The sequence below is a fragment of the Paenibacillus lautus NBRC 15380 genome (assembly GCF_004000945.1).
In the GTDB taxonomy this organism is placed as follows: Bacteria; Bacillota; Bacilli; order Paenibacillales; family Paenibacillaceae; genus Paenibacillus_AQ; species Paenibacillus_AQ lautus.
Map to the genome: position 1 here is coordinate 86,817 of NZ_BIMF01000008.1, position 15,480 is coordinate 102,296.

At 48.0% G+C, this 15,480-nt stretch carries 15 protein-coding genes; 3 read left to right on the forward strand and 12 right to left on the reverse strand.

Translation table 11 applies throughout. From position 1 onward, the window contains the following. Nucleotides 1-3 precede the first annotated feature (3 nt). From PLA01S_RS15990 to PLA01S_RS16010, 5 genes are all read right to left on the reverse strand, one after another. On the reverse strand, nucleotides 4-840 hold the full coding sequence (locus tag PLA01S_RS15990; protein ID WP_127593067.1) for a carbohydrate ABC transporter permease: 837 nt from the start codon (nucleotides 838-840) through the stop codon (nucleotides 4-6). 11 nt (nucleotides 841-851) lie between these two features. Beyond that, the gene (locus PLA01S_RS15995; RefSeq protein ID WP_127593068.1) at nucleotides 852-1,745 is read right to left on the reverse strand and encodes a carbohydrate ABC transporter permease; all 894 of its coding nucleotides are present in this window, start codon (nucleotides 1,743-1,745) and stop codon (nucleotides 852-854) included. Between the two features lie 96 nt (nucleotides 1,746-1,841). After that, nucleotides 1,842-3,224: an ABC transporter substrate-binding protein gene (locus PLA01S_RS16000; protein WP_127593069.1), complete on the reverse strand. Its 1,383-nt coding sequence runs from the start codon at nucleotides 3,222-3,224 to the stop codon at nucleotides 1,842-1,844. 128 nt (nucleotides 3,225-3,352) lie between these two features. Further along, nucleotides 3,353-4,429 carry a GntR family transcriptional regulator gene (locus tag PLA01S_RS16005; RefSeq protein WP_127593070.1) on the reverse strand — a complete coding sequence of 359 codons (1,077 nt, stop codon included), beginning with the start codon at nucleotides 4,427-4,429 and terminating at the stop codon, nucleotides 3,353-3,355. Nucleotides 4,430-4,700: 271 nt separating this feature from the next. Further along, on the reverse strand, nucleotides 4,701-5,756 hold the full coding sequence (locus tag PLA01S_RS16010; protein WP_127593071.1) for a GntR family transcriptional regulator: 1,056 nt from the start codon (nucleotides 5,754-5,756) through the stop codon (nucleotides 4,701-4,703). A 131-nt stretch (nucleotides 5,757-5,887) separates the two neighbouring features. Here PLA01S_RS16010 and PLA01S_RS16015 point away from each other — a divergent pair, with 131 nt between their 5' ends. Continuing rightward, nucleotides 5,888-7,489 (forward strand): sialidase family protein, encoded by a 1,602-nt coding sequence (locus PLA01S_RS16015; protein WP_127593072.1) that lies wholly within the window; start codon nucleotides 5,888-5,890, stop codon nucleotides 7,487-7,489. 122 nt (nucleotides 7,490-7,611) lie between these two features. Here PLA01S_RS16015 and PLA01S_RS16020 read toward each other — a convergent pair whose 3' ends face one another. The 5 genes from PLA01S_RS16020 to PLA01S_RS16040 form a co-directional block, all read right to left on the reverse strand. Next, a complete protein-coding gene (locus tag PLA01S_RS16020) occupies nucleotides 7,612-8,910 on the reverse strand; it encodes a hypothetical protein (RefSeq protein ID WP_127593073.1) in 1,299 nt (432 codons plus the stop codon). After that, nucleotides 8,903-9,451 carry an RNA polymerase sigma factor gene (locus PLA01S_RS16025; protein WP_246059617.1) on the reverse strand — a complete coding sequence of 183 codons (549 nt, stop codon included), beginning with the start codon at nucleotides 9,449-9,451 and terminating at the stop codon, nucleotides 8,903-8,905. Before PLA01S_RS16025 ends, PLA01S_RS16020 begins: the two co-directional genes overlap by 8 nt. A 183-nt stretch (nucleotides 9,452-9,634) precedes the next feature. Further along, nucleotides 9,635-10,369 (reverse strand): class I SAM-dependent methyltransferase, encoded by a 735-nt coding sequence (locus PLA01S_RS16030; RefSeq protein WP_127593075.1) that lies wholly within the window; start codon nucleotides 10,367-10,369, stop codon nucleotides 9,635-9,637. Between the two features lie 314 nt (nucleotides 10,370-10,683). After that, nucleotides 10,684-11,103, reverse strand: coding sequence for a hypothetical protein (locus tag PLA01S_RS16035; RefSeq protein WP_127593076.1), 420 nt, complete (start codon nucleotides 11,101-11,103; stop codon nucleotides 10,684-10,686). A gap of 33 nt (nucleotides 11,104-11,136) precedes the next feature. Then, entirely contained in the window at nucleotides 11,137-12,123 is a 987-nt protein-coding gene (locus PLA01S_RS16040) for a phosphotransferase enzyme family protein (protein ID WP_127593077.1), read from the reverse strand. Nucleotides 12,124-12,341: 218 nt separating this feature from the next. Between PLA01S_RS16040 and PLA01S_RS31995 the strand changes: the two genes are divergently transcribed. Further along, nucleotides 12,342-12,512, forward strand: coding sequence for a hypothetical protein (locus PLA01S_RS31995; protein ID WP_164817442.1), 171 nt, complete (start codon nucleotides 12,342-12,344; stop codon nucleotides 12,510-12,512). An 11-nt stretch (nucleotides 12,513-12,523) separates the two neighbouring features. Further along, entirely contained in the window at nucleotides 12,524-12,703 is a 180-nt protein-coding gene (locus tag PLA01S_RS16045; RefSeq protein ID WP_127593078.1) for an H-type small acid-soluble spore protein, read from the forward strand. Nucleotides 12,704-12,809: 106 nt separating this feature from the next. Here the strand turns inward: PLA01S_RS16045 and PLA01S_RS16050 are convergent, their stop codons facing one another. Beyond that, on the reverse strand, nucleotides 12,810-14,216 hold the full coding sequence (locus PLA01S_RS16050) for an outer membrane protein assembly factor BamB family protein (protein WP_127593079.1): 1,407 nt from the start codon (nucleotides 14,214-14,216) through the stop codon (nucleotides 12,810-12,812). 196 nt (nucleotides 14,217-14,412) lie between these two features. Continuing rightward, entirely contained in the window at nucleotides 14,413-14,979 is a 567-nt protein-coding gene (locus PLA01S_RS16055) for a DUF4367 domain-containing protein (protein ID WP_127593080.1), read from the reverse strand. Nucleotides 14,980-15,480: the final 501 nt, after the last annotated feature.

A 15,480-nucleotide genomic window follows, 5' to 3' on the forward strand; every position in this document is an offset into this window, starting at 1 on the left:
GCCTCACCCCTTGATTCCGCTGATTGCCATCGACTCGATAAAGTATCTTTGGCAGAAAAAGAATACGATGATCACCGGCACCATGGCGATGATGGCGGCGGCCATGATCATCGGATAATCAGACTGGCCGATGTACATGGCCTGCATCGAGGCGATCAGCACTTGAATCGTTTGTTTCTCGGGCGTATGCAAGTAAATCAGCGGACCGAGAAAATCGTTCCAGATGCCCATAAAGCCAAGGGCGGCTTGGGCGGCAAGCGCCGGCTTCATGATCGGCAGCGCGATCTTGAAGAAAATGCCCGGAAAGCTGCAGCCGTCAATCTTCGCCGCTTCGATCAATTCCGTCGGCATCGCGCTTTGCAAATATTGCCTGATGAAAAAGATGACAACGATGTTGCCGAACAGGCCGGGCACGATGAGCGGCAGCAGTGTGTCCACCCAATCCAGCCTGGAAAATCCGATATACTGCGGTATCATAACGACCGAATACGGAATCATCATCGTTCCGAGCAAACCCATGAACAGCATGCCTTTGTAAGGAAATTCGAATTTGCCGAACGCATAGGCAGACATCGCTGATACCAGCATCCCAACCGTGAGGACGATCACCACGATAATCAAGCTGTTCATGAATCCGTGAAGCAAGGGCGACTCCAGCCAGACTTTCGCGTAGTTATCGAACGTGATCGGATCAGGAATCCACTGTGGCGGAATTTCAAATACGTTTCGCCGATCCTTTAACGAAGTCGAGATGGTCCAAATAAACGGTGCGATCATAAAGATCGAACCGCAAAGCAACAGCAGCAGCGACCAGAGGTCCGTCATTTTTTCCCGTTTCACAGATTTCCCCCCTAGTCTTGGTAAACCCATCGATTGGAAAGCTTAAATTGAATGAGCGTGACGATAAAGATGAGAATGCCCAGTACCCAGGCCACCGCGCTGGCATAGCCCATATTGAAGTACTCGAACGCGTGCTGGAAAATGTAATAGACGACTGTCGCGCCGCTGTATTCCGGCCCGCCATCCACCGCAAGCACGTAAATTTGGCTGAATGACTGGAACGCACCGATGATGCCCATGACGATGACAAAGAAATGGATCGGCGTGAGCAGCGGGATGGTAATTCGCGTCAGCTTGTGCCAAGCACCGGCGCCATCGATTTCCGCAGCTTCATAATACGTCGAGGAGATCGATTGCAGTCCTGCAAGGTACAGCACCATGTTCCCGCCGATGCCGCTCCACAGACCGATCAGGATGAGCGAAGGCTTTACCCACTCCGGCTTGCCCAGCCAGTTAGGCCCGGTTATGCCGAACGTTTCCCACAGGAAGTTGTTGAGCAATCCGTAATCCTGATTCAATATCCACTGCCACAGCAGTGATACCGCAATAATCGGTGATATCACCGGTAGATAATAAATCGTGCGCATGAACGAGATGCCGGCGAATTTGCGGTTCATTAAGATGGCCAGCAGCATCGAGAGTATCATGCCGAGCGGAATGCCGATCATCAAATAGACCGTATTATACAACGATTTGTACACTTTCTCATCGTTCAACAGATCCTTATAGTTGGCGAGCCCCGACCACTGCGGATCGGTAAGCATATCCCATTTGTGAAAGCTGATATAGATCGAGAACAAGATCGGCACAAGGCCGAACAAAAGAAACCCGAGAACCGGCGGAGCGACGAACAGATACAACCACGCCAGTTCTCTTCTGCGATACCCGCCAAGCTTGGTACCCATATTCCATTCCACCTTCGCCTGTATTTCGTTATGACAGGATGCCCGTAAGGCGGGAGGCGCCGATATGAATGGCTGACGCCCCCTGCCCCTTCGGCATTATTTATTGCCTTTGTCGTACAACTCCTGCATCTTCGGCTGGATCTGGGCCGTAAAGTCTTTTGCCGACATCTCACCGTTCCATACTTTGCTCGCGTTCTGGTTGAACGTATCTAGCCATTGCGTATCCTTTGAGAAAGCTACAACGTCCGGACGTCCGTAATCTTGGATAATATCGAGGAATACTTGGCGTGTTTGCGGTCCTTTGTCCATTTCCTTAAATTCGCCTTCCGCCATGTCGATCAGGTTAGGAACCGCTTGACCGAGCTGGTAGTTTTCGCGCTGCCCTTGCTCATCCAGGGACAGGAAGGCCGCCAAGTCGAACGCTTCCTGCGGGTGTTTGGATTTCGCCGAAACGGCAAATCCCATTGAGCCGAGCCAGGTCGCCGTTTGTCCCGTATTCGGGCTTGCCGGCCACGCGGCAATGTCCCAACCGAAAGGCAGCTCCCAGAATGCAGGTTGATCCCATGGGCCCATCGCAAACATAGCCAGCTGGCCGTTAATAAACCGGGTATATGCGTTCATCGCTTGCTCGGCTTCCTGGTTCGGGCTGACCTTGTGCTTCAGGTTCAGGTCTGCAACAAATTGCATCGCCTCATAAAATTCGGGCTCGTTCACCTTTACCGTGCCAGTGGCGTAATCGATATATTCACCGCCGTTGCCCCATACCGCCGATTCAAGACTGTAAGCGCCTACACCATATTGATCGGGCTTTCCGTCGCCGTTATCATCGACCGTCAGCTTTTGGGCTGCTTCCAGCATGTCGTCCCAGGTCCAATCCCCTGCCGTTGCGGAAGGATACGGGACACCCGCTTCATCAAACAAATCCTTGTTATAGACAAATGACCACGGTCCTACGTCCTTCGGCAGCCCGTACAAGTCTCCGGCACCGACCTTGCTGCCGTCGAAGCGGTAGCGGTCCATCGCCTGCTTCCATACGTTATCGGGATTAAACAAGGATGTCTGATCCAGATAGGACTGAATGTTGAGAAGCGTTCCGGCTTCCGCGAAGCGGTAAAACTCCGGACCTCCGACGTAGAATACGTCCGGAACCTTGCCGGAGCTGATCAGCGTCGTCATCTTCTGCGAGTATTCGCCCGGCGGCACCGAAGTGTATTTAACGGTGACGTTCGGGTACTTCTCCTCGAAGGAAGCGATCAGCTTTTCGAAAATCTTTTTTTCGTTCGGATTGCCGTGGCCCATAAACTCAATCGTTACAGGTTCTTTTGGGTCCTGCCCGGCGGAAGCTTCATTGCCTGGCGTCGAAGTGTCCGGGTTGCTTGGAGCAGCCCCGTCATTGGGTCCGTTGCCGCCGCTGCATGCGGTTAACGCAAACATCAGCAGCAGCATGATCATGCCTGCGAATTTGCTCTTCGATTTCATGCGATTCCCCTCTTCTTTAAAAGATGTAGTGTAAGCGCTTTACGAAATCATGATAACTTATAATAATATAATTTTATATACTATATTTATTATAAAATAGGTGTCTCCTCGCTTCTCGACCTTTCGCTTTATTCTTTTACCAGCATGACCGGCACCACGATTCTTCTCGCCTCAAAAGCTCCTTCGATCTGCTCGATTAACAGCTCTACGGTTAACCGGCACATATCCTCCTCGTTTTGGCGGATATACGGGACATTCGGCAGATCCGGCGGATCGAACGTGATCAGCTCCAGTTCGTCCGGCACCTGTCTACCGGATGCAACTGCCGCTTTATAGGCATTTCTGCACAGTTCCGTATTGGCCGTTATGATGCCGGTAATATGGGGACAGCCATCTAAAAACGCCCTGATATGCTCGACGGATTGACCTGATGCGATCTCTTCCAGCGGGAGGAGACACCATAAGCTTTTGTCGATCGACAGCCCATGCTCGAGATAAGCTTGCTCAAACCCCTGGGCCCTCTCGTCCGTCACCGTATTCGTAATTTCGGGAGAGATGAACGCGATGGACGAATGGCCTTTGTTAAGTAAATACTCCACGGCTTCCCTTGTGCCGTTTACGTTATCCGAGCTTACGCTGTAAGTCTTGATCTCCTTCAAGAACCGATCGATCAGAACGAATGGGAAACGATCCAGCGAAAGCCGCAGAATCGAATCGTTGTACGTCTCGTTTTCAACCGGAAAAATGATCATGCCGTCCACCCCCTGCTTCAGGAAGGACGAGATAACCTTAGACTCCTCGAGCTGGGATTCGCGCGTAATTCTCAGCATCACTTCATAGCCTGCGGCGGACGCGTACTTCTCGATATTGTCCAAAAAGCGCTGGTCCACTTTCGTTTTCATCGTCGGCAGCACTAACCCGATACGCCCGCTCTTGCCCGGACCTGCTGTCCATTCTCCCAACTGATCAAGCGCCGTGGCGTTCTCCGGCCTGCTCATCACGAAGGTGCCCTTGCCTTGGATCCGGACGAGTAAGCCTTCCTCCATCAGTCCAACCAGCGCGTTTTTGCTTGTAATTTGACTTACGCGGTAACGTTCGGCCAATTCCTTCTCCGAAGGGACCCTGTCGCCCTCCCGCAGCTTGCCGATGGCGATCAGCCGCTTGATATCTTCCTGAATTTTTTTGTATAGCGGCAGAGATTTCAATGCCCATCACAACCTTTATAATTTAAATAGTATATTTAGTATATTATTATAATATAACTTGACGTTTGTAAATGACGAAAACATCTACAAGAGGATTCCAATGGAGACGGACTGTTCTTAATGGAGGTTTTTCTTGCGATATCAGGAATGCCCATGCTTCGAAGTTTATACTTTCTGATATCTTCAAAAAAAACGGTCTGAACTTAGTTCAGACCGTTTTTTGGCGGGATATTTGATTGTATTCTTAGACCAGAACTTCGCAAAGTCCGGATCATTGTGACCAAATCCAGCGGACCGGTACGACTTCACGCCTTGGCTCGTGCGTCCCGGACAACTGTTCCGTCAGCAAATCGACGGCACGCCGACTTACTTCATCCAATTGCTGACGAATGAAAGGAATACCTTCGAGATCCGGATCATCAAATGCTGCTAGCTGCGGTTCGTTCCCTGTACCCGTCCAAATTTCCCGAATGGCATAATGGGCATAGCGGGCCAATTCCGCGTTAACGGCAAAAACGGCCGTGATATCGCTCCGATCGCGCAGAAAACGGGCAACCTCCCGTTGTCCGTGCCCTTCTGCTATGGTCTCTAAATCCAGCATGCACCACAGCGTCTTATCTATAGGCAAACCCTGTTCCATGCAAGCGGCCTCGAAGCCTTTGGCTCTGTCGTCTGTAACCGAATTTGTAATTTCCGGTGACAGGAAGGCAATGCGCCTGTGCCCCGCCGCAAGCAAACTGGATATGGCTTCGCGAACACCTCCGTAATTGTCGGAGCTGACGCTGTACGCCTTGATCTCCTTCAAGAAACGGTCGACAAGCACTAATGGAACCCGATCGAGCGACAAGCGTAGAATGGCGTTATTGTAGCTTTCCTGTTCAACCGGGAAAATGATGAACCCGTCGGCTCCTCGTTCTTGGAACTGCTCGATCGCTCGGGATTCTTCCTCCTGCGACTCGCGCGTAATGCGAATTAATAAGTCATACTGCCTTTCCGCGCAATAGCGTTCCAGACCGTCCAGCAGCTGCTGGTCAATCTTGGTTTTCATTGTCGGCAAAATAATCGCGATCGTCTTATTCGTACCCGACTGAAGGTGCGACTCTTCTTGAATGCCCAGCTCCCGAACGAAGGTGCCCTTTCCCCGATATCGTACTAACAAGCCTTCCTCTACCAAACCGTTGAGTGCGTTCTTGGATGTAATCTGGCTTACACCGTACCGCTGAGCCAAATCCTTCTCCGACGGTACTAAAGCGCCTGCTTGCAGTTCGCCGCTCTGAATGCGCTGGCGTATGTCGTTTTGAATACGTTTATATAACGGATGCTCCATGTCTGACCTCTCTTTTTACGTCAGTCCCAACTGAAAAATAATATATATTTAGTATATCTTAAAATATATTCATTGCGATACAATCCATTCTAGAAAGCGCTTTCTAATTCAAGTTGGGAGGTTCATTGCATATGAAACGAAACAAAGGCTTCTGGAAAAAACCGCTTACTTTCGTCGTTATGCTTGCGCTTGCTTTAACGGCAATTCCATTGTCGCCGGTTCATGCCGCTTCATCAGGCATGGCGTGGGCTTCGCAGCAGATTGCCATCTATACGCCGCCATCAGGAGGCGTATGGTATCCAAGGCTGCTCAAGCTTACGCCGAGCGAGTGGCTCGTATCCTTTGACACCAACGCTGGCGGGGGTAACACGCGCATTGTGGTTTCCAGAACGCAGGACGGCGGGTATACATGGAGCGCTCCGATCACAGCTGTCTCAAGTAGCGCCGGCAATGTGGGGAACGGTCAAATGTTAAGGCTGCCGAGCGGGGAAATTTGGTTAGCCTATCGGCAGGTCGTTCAGAACGGCTCGACCTATGATATCCAGCTTAACGTCAGGCGGAGTGTCGACGGCGGGAATACCTGGAGCAATTTGCCGGGCGGATTGATCGGGAGTTCAACCGCCTCCAGCTTTAAAGGTTTGTGGGAGCCGCATTTGGACATGATCAACGGCACGATTGCCGTGCTTTATGCGGACGACAGTCCGGCCGCGGTCGGAACGACCGGGCGGCAAAATTTGTATATGAAAACCTGGAACGGAAGCGGCTGGGGCACCCGAATCACGGTCAGCGACGGAGTCGCCGCCGGCTCCCGCGACGGCATGCCGGTCATCACGCGAATGAATGACGGGCGGTATATAACCGTATTCGAAGCCTCGGACGTTGCCGGCCACCCTTTTGTCATCAAATATAAAATATCGCCGGACGGCTTCAATTGGTCGGTTCCCCGCCAAACGATGTACGTGCCCAGCGGCAATGGCAAAAAGGCGGGCGCGCCTTTCGTCGTGAAGCTGGACGACGGCCGTCTTATGGCCGCATTCCAAACCGATGAAAGCAGCGCCAATACGGGAGATCCTTACACCTCGATGTTTACGATGATCAGCTCCGATAACGGCGCGTCATGGCAGTACAAAACCAACGTTTTTCCGGTATCCGATACAAAATCCTCCAACTGGAATGCCCTGATGAGCATTGATTCCACCCGCGTCGCAGCCGTCACCAGTGCGACTTATCCGTCAAACGGCATCTATCTGCGCTTCGGGCATGCCGTGACGCCGACACAAACGAATGTTGTCAACAATCCCGGCTTTGAAACGGCCAACGTGGCGGGCTGGACTACGTACGGCGATGATTACCCGAACCGGATTCTTATTCATGGAGCTAATGACGGCGTTGGGCTTCCCGCTGCCGAAGGCTCTTACTTTGTCGGTCTCGCGGGCACAAGCGGACCTTCGACCGCATATGTCGGCCAGACGATTACCGGTCTCGATAACGGCACATATACGATGCGCGCCCGCATGCGCAGCAGCGGAGGTCAGAACAGCTGCGTCATGGAAGTGAAGGACTATGGAGGCAGCATGCTTCAAACCGGGTGTCCGGTGACAACAGCGTGGACGCCTGTCTCGATATCCAATATTCAAGTGACGAGCGGCAAGGCAACGATCGGATTTTACGTATCCAATTCGTCCTCTTCCCAATGGGCGGATATCGATCAGGTCGAGTTCTTCCGAAACTAATAGTGCATTAAAGTAGGTGAAATTGCATTATTCTAGGGCCGTCCATAAGTCATCGTAGATGATAGTGGACGGCCCCCTTTTATTTTTAGTCAGCAAAAATAATCATCACATGATCGCTCTCCTTACATCTCTGCAAACATGGCCTCCGACACAAGAAACGCTGTTCCGTCGTATTCATACCGCAGCCGGACCGCGACCGGGAATTCGCCAGGCGAAACCTGGATCGGCACCGATGCATATAAGGTGCCTCCCTCAATGTAATACCTAACTCTGTTGCCAAGCGTGGGCTGATCCAGCCAAAAACCGGCGTCTTCCTCCATATATTCAAATGTGCGAGTTACCCCGTCCAGCATGAATTGAAATATCCGTTTTCCCGCTTCTGCTGTCGCCTTGTAGCTTAGTCTGGACTTTACCGAAAGTACCGGATCGGCTGAGATCACCTCTCTAAAACTTTCTGTTAGAAGTTTCAACTCCGATTCTCTAATGCCAGTACCGTAGCCGGTTGTCAAAATGATTGCAAGTACATCCTCCTTGTTATTTTTTGCAGGCAGCAATGCAACGTCTGGATAGTAGGTTTCGTTGCTCACATTCTTCCAATCATGAAAGGTATGTTCCGTGTCGCTATACTGAACGTGGATAGAGCGGATCATCCCTTCTTTTTGGATCAGAGTTCCGGTCATCTTCAGGCCAATCTCCGTATCCTCTTTTAATATCACGGTATTCCCCTGCTCGTCTCCAACCTTGATTCCATCCAATGGTGCTCCCGTTTCGTCTATGTCGATTTGCTCAATAAGCGAGATTTTGTGTGTATCGTTACGAATAGTAACGTCTATCGTTTCCTCATACGTCATCGGAATCGAATCCCGCAGCAGCAGACGGAGTCGATATACGGTTTGCGCCTCTTCTCTGTTGATCTCCTTCACATACACTTCATAAACCCAAGGGCTGGACACATCGTAGCGCTCAAGCGGCCATTTCACCTCGGGATGCTCCCATATATCCGGCGATGGGCCGCCCCAGATGCCAAGCTCTCGCTGCAAGAGAGCTACGGTCAGTGTCACGATCGTGCGGTCGTTAGCCTGTTTGACCTCACTTTTTGCAAGGTTCCACCAGTCGAAGTCGCCTCCTGCCCCAAGTAGGAGACTGGATTCAAACGTTCCTCCCCCCTGTGTACCTGGACTTGGGCCTGCCGGATGGGGGATAGGTGGGGCCAAGTTTCCGAACCAGATACCAATCCCTAACAGAAGCAGTAACACAGGAACGATGGCTACAGCAGCTCGCCTCCATCCACGGCGGGTTCTTTTCATTTCAACAATAGTAAGCCTTTTCTCTACATCCTCCATCATGTCAGCCTTAAAACGTCGCTCCTTAAAGGGCGGTCCAGCCAGTCTCTTATTCCACTCCGGCTTCCATTCATTCATCGTCGCTTCCTCCTTCCCACCTGGCGGCAACCTTCTTTTTAGCTCTGTAAATTCTAGACTTTACCGTCCCTGGCGAAAGACCGGTAATACCGGATATTTCCTCTATGGATAGCTGATGATGCACACTCAGCACGAGGGGGTCTAGAAATTTACCGGGCAGCTTTAGAACCTGTTGCCACAGTTCATCCGCCTCCTCCCGTTTCAAATACTCCGACTCGGCAGATGGCGAAGACATCGTCCCGTTCCGTCCATCACCTGGGGATCGATCTCCAGTCAACACCACTCTGCGCAAAAACGCTCGTTTCAGATAGGAAAGCGCAGTGTTTCGGGTGATTTTGAGCAGCCAGGTTTTGACGGAAGCCTCCCCTCGAAAGAAGGCAACATTTTGATAAGCTTTAATAAACACATCCTGCGCAACATCGTCTGCTGTATACGTATTTCTGGTGATCACGTAAGCATAATTCCAAACGTCCTCACCGTAGGATTCCATCAGCATCCGTATGTCCGAAATATTCAGTTCCGCAGAATGCTGCATCTGCATTTCCCTCAAGCTGTTCTCCCCCCTTATCAAAACAGACTCCACAAGGTCGATGAAAGTTCCCGAAATCAAATGAATATTATCCGGTAGTTCAATAAGTATTTTTCGTCACTTTAACCGATTCTCTTCGTGAACTAAAAAAGGACACCTGTTTAGGTGTCCCTCAGTTTATTTTGTGCAAGCTGGTCAGACTTGCTTATCTGCGGCGATTAATAAGAAAATGGGGCGCCTTAATGCATCATGCCATTCTGGATCCTGAAGCTGCTCGCGTTCTGGCTTAAGCTCAGACATTTCCCTAAACTGGAATCCTGCTTTCACTAACGCATTCATCTGTGTGGCTATATTCCGATGGTACTTGGTGACTTCATTGTCAAGAAATCTAGTTTGGCGTGCGCCCTCCTCATGATAGTGATCGATAGGCCAAAACAACTTCTCCCCGTCCGGGCTATAATACCAATCTTGTTCGGCCACAGCAGTAAACACGGGGTGTTCAACTGAAAAAACAAACGAACCTCCTACCCTTAGACTTTGATATACCTTTTTACAGATATCCTCGAAATCAGGAATGTAATGAAGTGCAAGCGAACTAATGACGAGATCGAACTCGTTAGCAGGGTAGTCAAAATCCTCTATTGCGGACTGCACATATTCTATATTTGTATCATCGGTCATCAACCTTGCCCTCTCCAGCATGTTCTTTGAGATATCCACTCCGACCACAGACCGCGCATGCTGTTCTCTTGCGTACCTGCAGTGCCACCCGAATCCACAGCCGAGATCAAGCACCTTTTTATCCCTGAGATCCGGAAACATGGATCGAAAAGCCCCCCATTCTCCTGCTCCTTCTAATCCTTTGATTGAACGGGGGAGTTGATTGTAATTCTCAAAAAATCCCAGATCATCATACTTGTTTTGCTTCACTGCAATCTCCCCTTTTACCATTTTTATAACTCGATCCCATTATATTAGACCTATTTTCATTCCTCAACGCCAGTCTTGTTTCTGCTTTAATTGTGATCATGGATCGAGCACTGTAACTCAAAGCGTTTATTCCCTATCTTCTTCATCAAGACGTAAGGTGAATACAAGTGCCCACTCCGTATTTCTTAACGAATCCGTTGACAGATCCGCTGCATGTATTCTATTTGAACTTGTAGCATGCATGCCAAACACATGTACGGGCTGATCTAACGTAAACGAACGTGGACGCGTGTCCTGAATCAAACCATATGCAGTCAATAAAGGCTTGGTCCCGAGTGAGAATTGGTGTTGACTTTAATCTTGCTGAACTCCTTTTGACCTTCCATGGATTCCGTATCCACAGATATGATCAGTTCTACTTCTTTGCTGACCTTTTGCTCGTCCGAACTGTAAAACAAATCTCCGATCGACCCTGCGGAATCTACCTTCTGCCCGTTCTTCCAAATATCGATGTCCAAGTTAGGTTTATTTCCCTCATACTTTAATTTAAATGCACCCGTCATCGGACCGAGGAATAACTTAAACTTTGCTGCGTCCCCTTGGAACAAATCCACCGGTGTAAATTCGATCTTGGAAGATGTCGAATGGGTCTCAGACGAGATCTGCCCCTTAGTTCCTGCAAAGCAACCCGTCAAAATCATGAAGACGATCAATATACACGCTTTAAACCTCAATTTACTACCTCCATTAAAATAGCTATCATGTTGCTAAAGTTGAATATCGCAGCCATCAAAAGGTAAACCTCTCTCAATCAGCTTAACAGCATGGTTTATTGCATTCTGTTGGTCCTCTGTAAGAGAGCTCTCATGACCATCCCATTCACTTAACCACCAGAAGAAAGAACAAATATTTCTATACTCCATAAACATGGGGATTGTTTGTTTCCAGAACTCGGAGATATGGTGTTCCTTCTCGTAACCCATGAGGAATTCACGCAAGAACTGCTGGGCAAACCTGTTTTTTGTGACACGATCCTCTGCATGCACTCCCCACCAAACGGCATGAGTCGCTGCGATGGCAATATCTAATGAAAACCAGCCATAGATACTATCGTCAAAATCAAAGACCGTTATTTCACTGTTGTCGATAAAAAAATTATAAGGATGGAAGTCATTATGAATCAGTCCAAACGAATCGCTGCCCCTAGGCAGGGAATCAATTATGCTCTCCATGGAAATCAATTTATCAAGAAGTACATAGAAACGGCCTCGCTGCAAATGAGGATTATTGATATTTCTTCTGCTCCAGCTGTCTCTCTTTACAAGAATGTCTGATGTTTCATATATTGTCGATAGCCTATGCATCCTTCCCATGGTTTCTCCCCAATTCCTGAATACCTTTGGTCCCCATAGCTGTTCATTGTGTTTATCAAAAAAGCGACCTGCAGCCTCTTGAAAAGCAGTTGCAATATACCACTTATCTTCATCGCAGAACACGGCCGTTAGTTCATGATTACATGTTTGAATGGGTAATGAAGCACGTACTCCGTTCTTCACCAAGTAATAAACCCAATCCACCTCCGCCCTTATCTTCGCTGCATATTCGTGTGATTTCTGAGATAACCGTAAGATATAGGACTGATCATCCTTAGTAAACCGATACACTTCATTGGTTGAGTTACTCACGAAGATTAACGTTCCTACATTAAATTCGAAAGACTCTGCGGCTTTAAGCAATATGTTCGAGCTTGCCATAAGAATGCCTCCATCTTTTTAAGAGTCATTTTACTACCGCCCAGATTGGGGCTCCTTGGTATAACGTAATGAATTCATGGATAGTTACTCAAACACAAATAATTATAAAAGCCGCTCCTTCGCAAACGCACGCAAACCACTGCATAAGTTCGTAAGGTTTGGCGCATTGTAGTAATGCAGAGATTATAAAGGTTTTATCACAGCATGGAGGGATCGTTTTGGCGAAGAGCAAACAGCATCAGGAAGCGCATGGGATTGGGCAAGTAGAACAACAGCTGAATAATCAAATGGAGGCTGCCGAAGAAATTCAAGGACCATCGAAGCTGGACCGTGACATTAAAAAAGCCACTCACCGTCGGGTTGATCCATTGAAAGACCTTTCGAAATAAGGAGAATTGTCATGGACAAACAAAGAGCGATTGAAATTTCGGAATCAGCCATTATGAAAAATGTAACGTATCAGGATACCCCTATTTATATCCAGCATGTTAATGAGGATGAAACCGCTCGGGTCTATCCGATCGGAAACTCGGAGCAGGAAATGAACGTCCCTTTATCCAGTCTCACCGAGCATCCATAAGATAGAAACACTCACCCAACCTTAAACAAAAAATCCCATCCAATTTCGTTGGTGGGATTTTTTATTGTTAAAACGAAATATGATTCAAGTAGCACAAGCTATTCCTTTATTTCAGTGATGCCTGTACCTTTACCCCGAGGAGTTTACCCTCCGCTTGGATGATGATCATACCGTTTGTCTTTAGCGTCGACTCGTGTAAATCTGCACCCGTCGTTACTCTAAAAACCGGCAACGTCGTCAACATATTGATGCCGAGTAATGTGCCGTTACGCTGCGCCCGATATAACCCTTTCCCATATACGTCAATCTGCGCAACAGGTGCATCGCCTCTCCAATCGATCTGTTCTCCATTTGCCAGCTTGATGCCTGCCAGTTCACGAGTCATTATGTCTTTGAAAATCAACCGTTCCTGAACCAGTCCGATCAACTCCCAGTCGCCCCCATAAGGGCGAGGAAAAGTTCGCAGAGGAACCTCGCCTTTCTTATAGGTGCCAAAATGGTATTCGGCCACCTTATTGCCCTGATCCATGTATAACTTCCCTTGGTTTATAAATAAGCCGCCTCCGCCGTACTCATATGGCGACTCCCCCGACATTTTCCAGCTATAATCTCGGCTGCTCTTCTTTACGCCGGTCTTAAGGTTATACACATTTACGATCACTTTGCGGTCCGGCAGCGACTGATAATCAGTCAGCAATGGAGAATAACAGTCAACCGAATACACGAGACCATTTTTAATTTGCAGCGCTTCTCCCTGACCAAAATGGTCCCATAACTTCTTGCCCGTTTTCTTGTCATAGGCAGTCAATTGAAGAGAAGTGAGCGCTCCTTGTATATAGAACGTCCGAAGGATTACTCCATCCGCCTCCTGAAGATAATCAGTGCCATGTCCTTCTCTTGACGGCTCGTTCGTTTTCCACCGTAACTTTCCTGTGGCTGCATCAAACGCGAAGGTACTGCTCCCTTTTATTGCATACAGCGTATCGACAGTTGGAACCAGCACTTCCGTCCGAAGCCGAGTATCCATGTAGATGGATGTGTTCGACTGCCATTTCAATTTGCCTGTCTTTGCGTTCAGAGCGTATGGCTTCTGATCTCCCGACAGGCCATAAATAACGCCATTATTAAATACAACATAAGGCTTCAGATCCTTACCGTAACTCCATAACCGCTTGCCTGTACTCGCATCGATGGCAATCAGCTTTTTCCCGGTGAATGCGAACACCTTGCCATCTTCAGCAATCGCCTGGCGACCTAGATAATTCTCGTCGTCCATATCCAGATAGTTGTCCACCTTCACCGTCCAAGAAGGTTTTACTTCAGGAACTTCGAAGACTGAGGAAGGATACCAGTTGCGTACCGAAACATCGGCAGGTTCTGCATTCACTTGCGTAGGTGGTACAGCCAACACGCCATGGACAGTAAGTAAGCCTGCTGCAATACTTGCAATGATACGTCGTCGCAGTTGACCTTTGAGGTGTATACTCCATCGTTTCATTTCGATTCTAAGCATGAATAGCCCTCCCATTTGTTATGGCTTCTTGCTTCACGACAAATACAACGCTCAGAGAGGGCATAAAGTTCCAAGCAAACTATAAATAATCTTTAAATTCCCTTAAGTAATTGCCTACATAAAAAACTGTTTATCATCCCAAAACGGGAATCAACCCCAATTCGCATTGGAGAAGATTCCCGTTGGTTAAAATTTATTATTCCAAATAGCTTTCGGCAATTTTCATTAAAGTTTCTTTGCTTACTTTATTTATGTCCCCACTTATAGTATAGGCGTATTTTACCTTTTTATCTGGGTTCTCGTATACCCATTTCAGCTCGTGCCACTGCGAAGGACCAAATTCTGTTAGCAGCATTTCTACTCCCTTCACTTGAACCTTCTCCTGCTTAAATTCAACTTTCTCGTCAATATACGTTGTAGGGTTGCTCTTTCCACTCAGATTAGTGATATTAACCCCGATTTTATCTTCGCCATTTTGATACGTAGCAAAGAGAAGGAAAAACTGATCTGTCATTTCAACCGGCATCATGGCATATCCCTGATTGGATTCTTCCGCCTGCTTTCTCAGCTTTTCTGCCATTTTCTTTTTTTCTTCCGAAGAAGGAGGATTCACTTCCTGAGCATTTTTAAAGATTACGTCCGCCTTTTGGAATGTATAATTTCCATTGACTTTGTCAGCGATCTTAATGGATTTATCCGTAATCTTATCGCGCAAGTGAGAAAGATTTTGGACCAAAAATGTGACAGCACCAAAAATCACCACAATCTAAAACGAACTTCGCACGGAGTTTGTTCAGGTGGATCGCCATGTTCTGCACAACTGCTGCATCAGAGCTGGTTCTCTGACAATCTGCAATACAGGGCCTAATTATGGTGGTTGCGCCACTTTGAATACTAAAAAAAGCTTGGGATCCTTTTCAGATCCCAAGCTATTATGAGGAATTTCATCTGTTGACAAACAGCTTAAAAGGCATATCCTCTTGGTGCTCGATAAATTCATAAAGGTAACGCATAAATTGCCCTCATTTCAAATGAACTGAAAACGTATATTTTTATTTTACATATCAAACGGATTATAAAGTGTCTCATAGATTACAAATATGTTCTTAAATATAGAAGCTTCTCATTATAGCATGTATAGTTTACGACTTTTACATACATTAGAGAACAGGCTATCCGGAGCACGTTCTTCATGAAAGGATATCCCCGGTAGTCATTCATTACTAATATATTTGATCCACACGCGTAACCATAGACGATTGTA

Excerpts from the sequence above, each read along its gene's own strand:
- PLA01S_RS15995 (WP_127593068.1), bottom strand. The coding sequence starts at position 1,745 with ATGGGTACCAAGCTTGGCGGGTATCGCAGAAGAGAACTGGCGTGGTTG.
- PLA01S_RS16000 (WP_127593069.1), bottom strand. The coding sequence starts at position 3,224 with ATGAAATCGAAGAGCAAATTCGCAGGCATGATCATGCTGCTGCTGATG.
- PLA01S_RS16010 (WP_127593071.1), bottom strand. The coding sequence starts at position 5,756 with ATGGAGCATCCGTTATATAAACGTATTCAAAACGACATACGCCAGCGC.
- PLA01S_RS16015 (WP_127593072.1), top strand. The coding sequence starts at position 5,888 with ATGAAACGAAACAAAGGCTTCTGGAAAAAACCGCTTACTTTCGTCGTT.
- PLA01S_RS16020 (WP_127593073.1), bottom strand. The coding sequence starts at position 8,910 with ATGAATGAATGGAAGCCGGAGTGGAATAAGAGACTGGCTGGACCGCCC.
- PLA01S_RS16025 (WP_246059617.1), bottom strand. The coding sequence starts at position 9,451 with ATGCAGATGCAGCATTCTGCGGAACTGAATATTTCGGACATACGGATG.
- PLA01S_RS16040 (WP_127593077.1), bottom strand. The coding sequence starts at position 12,123 with ATGGCAAGCTCGAACATATTGCTTAAAGCCGCAGAGTCTTTCGAATTT.
- PLA01S_RS16045 (WP_127593078.1), top strand. The coding sequence starts at position 12,524 with ATGGACAAACAAAGAGCGATTGAAATTTCGGAATCAGCCATTATGAAA.
- PLA01S_RS16050 (WP_127593079.1), bottom strand. The coding sequence starts at position 14,216 with ATGCTTAGAATCGAAATGAAACGATGGAGTATACACCTCAAAGGTCAA.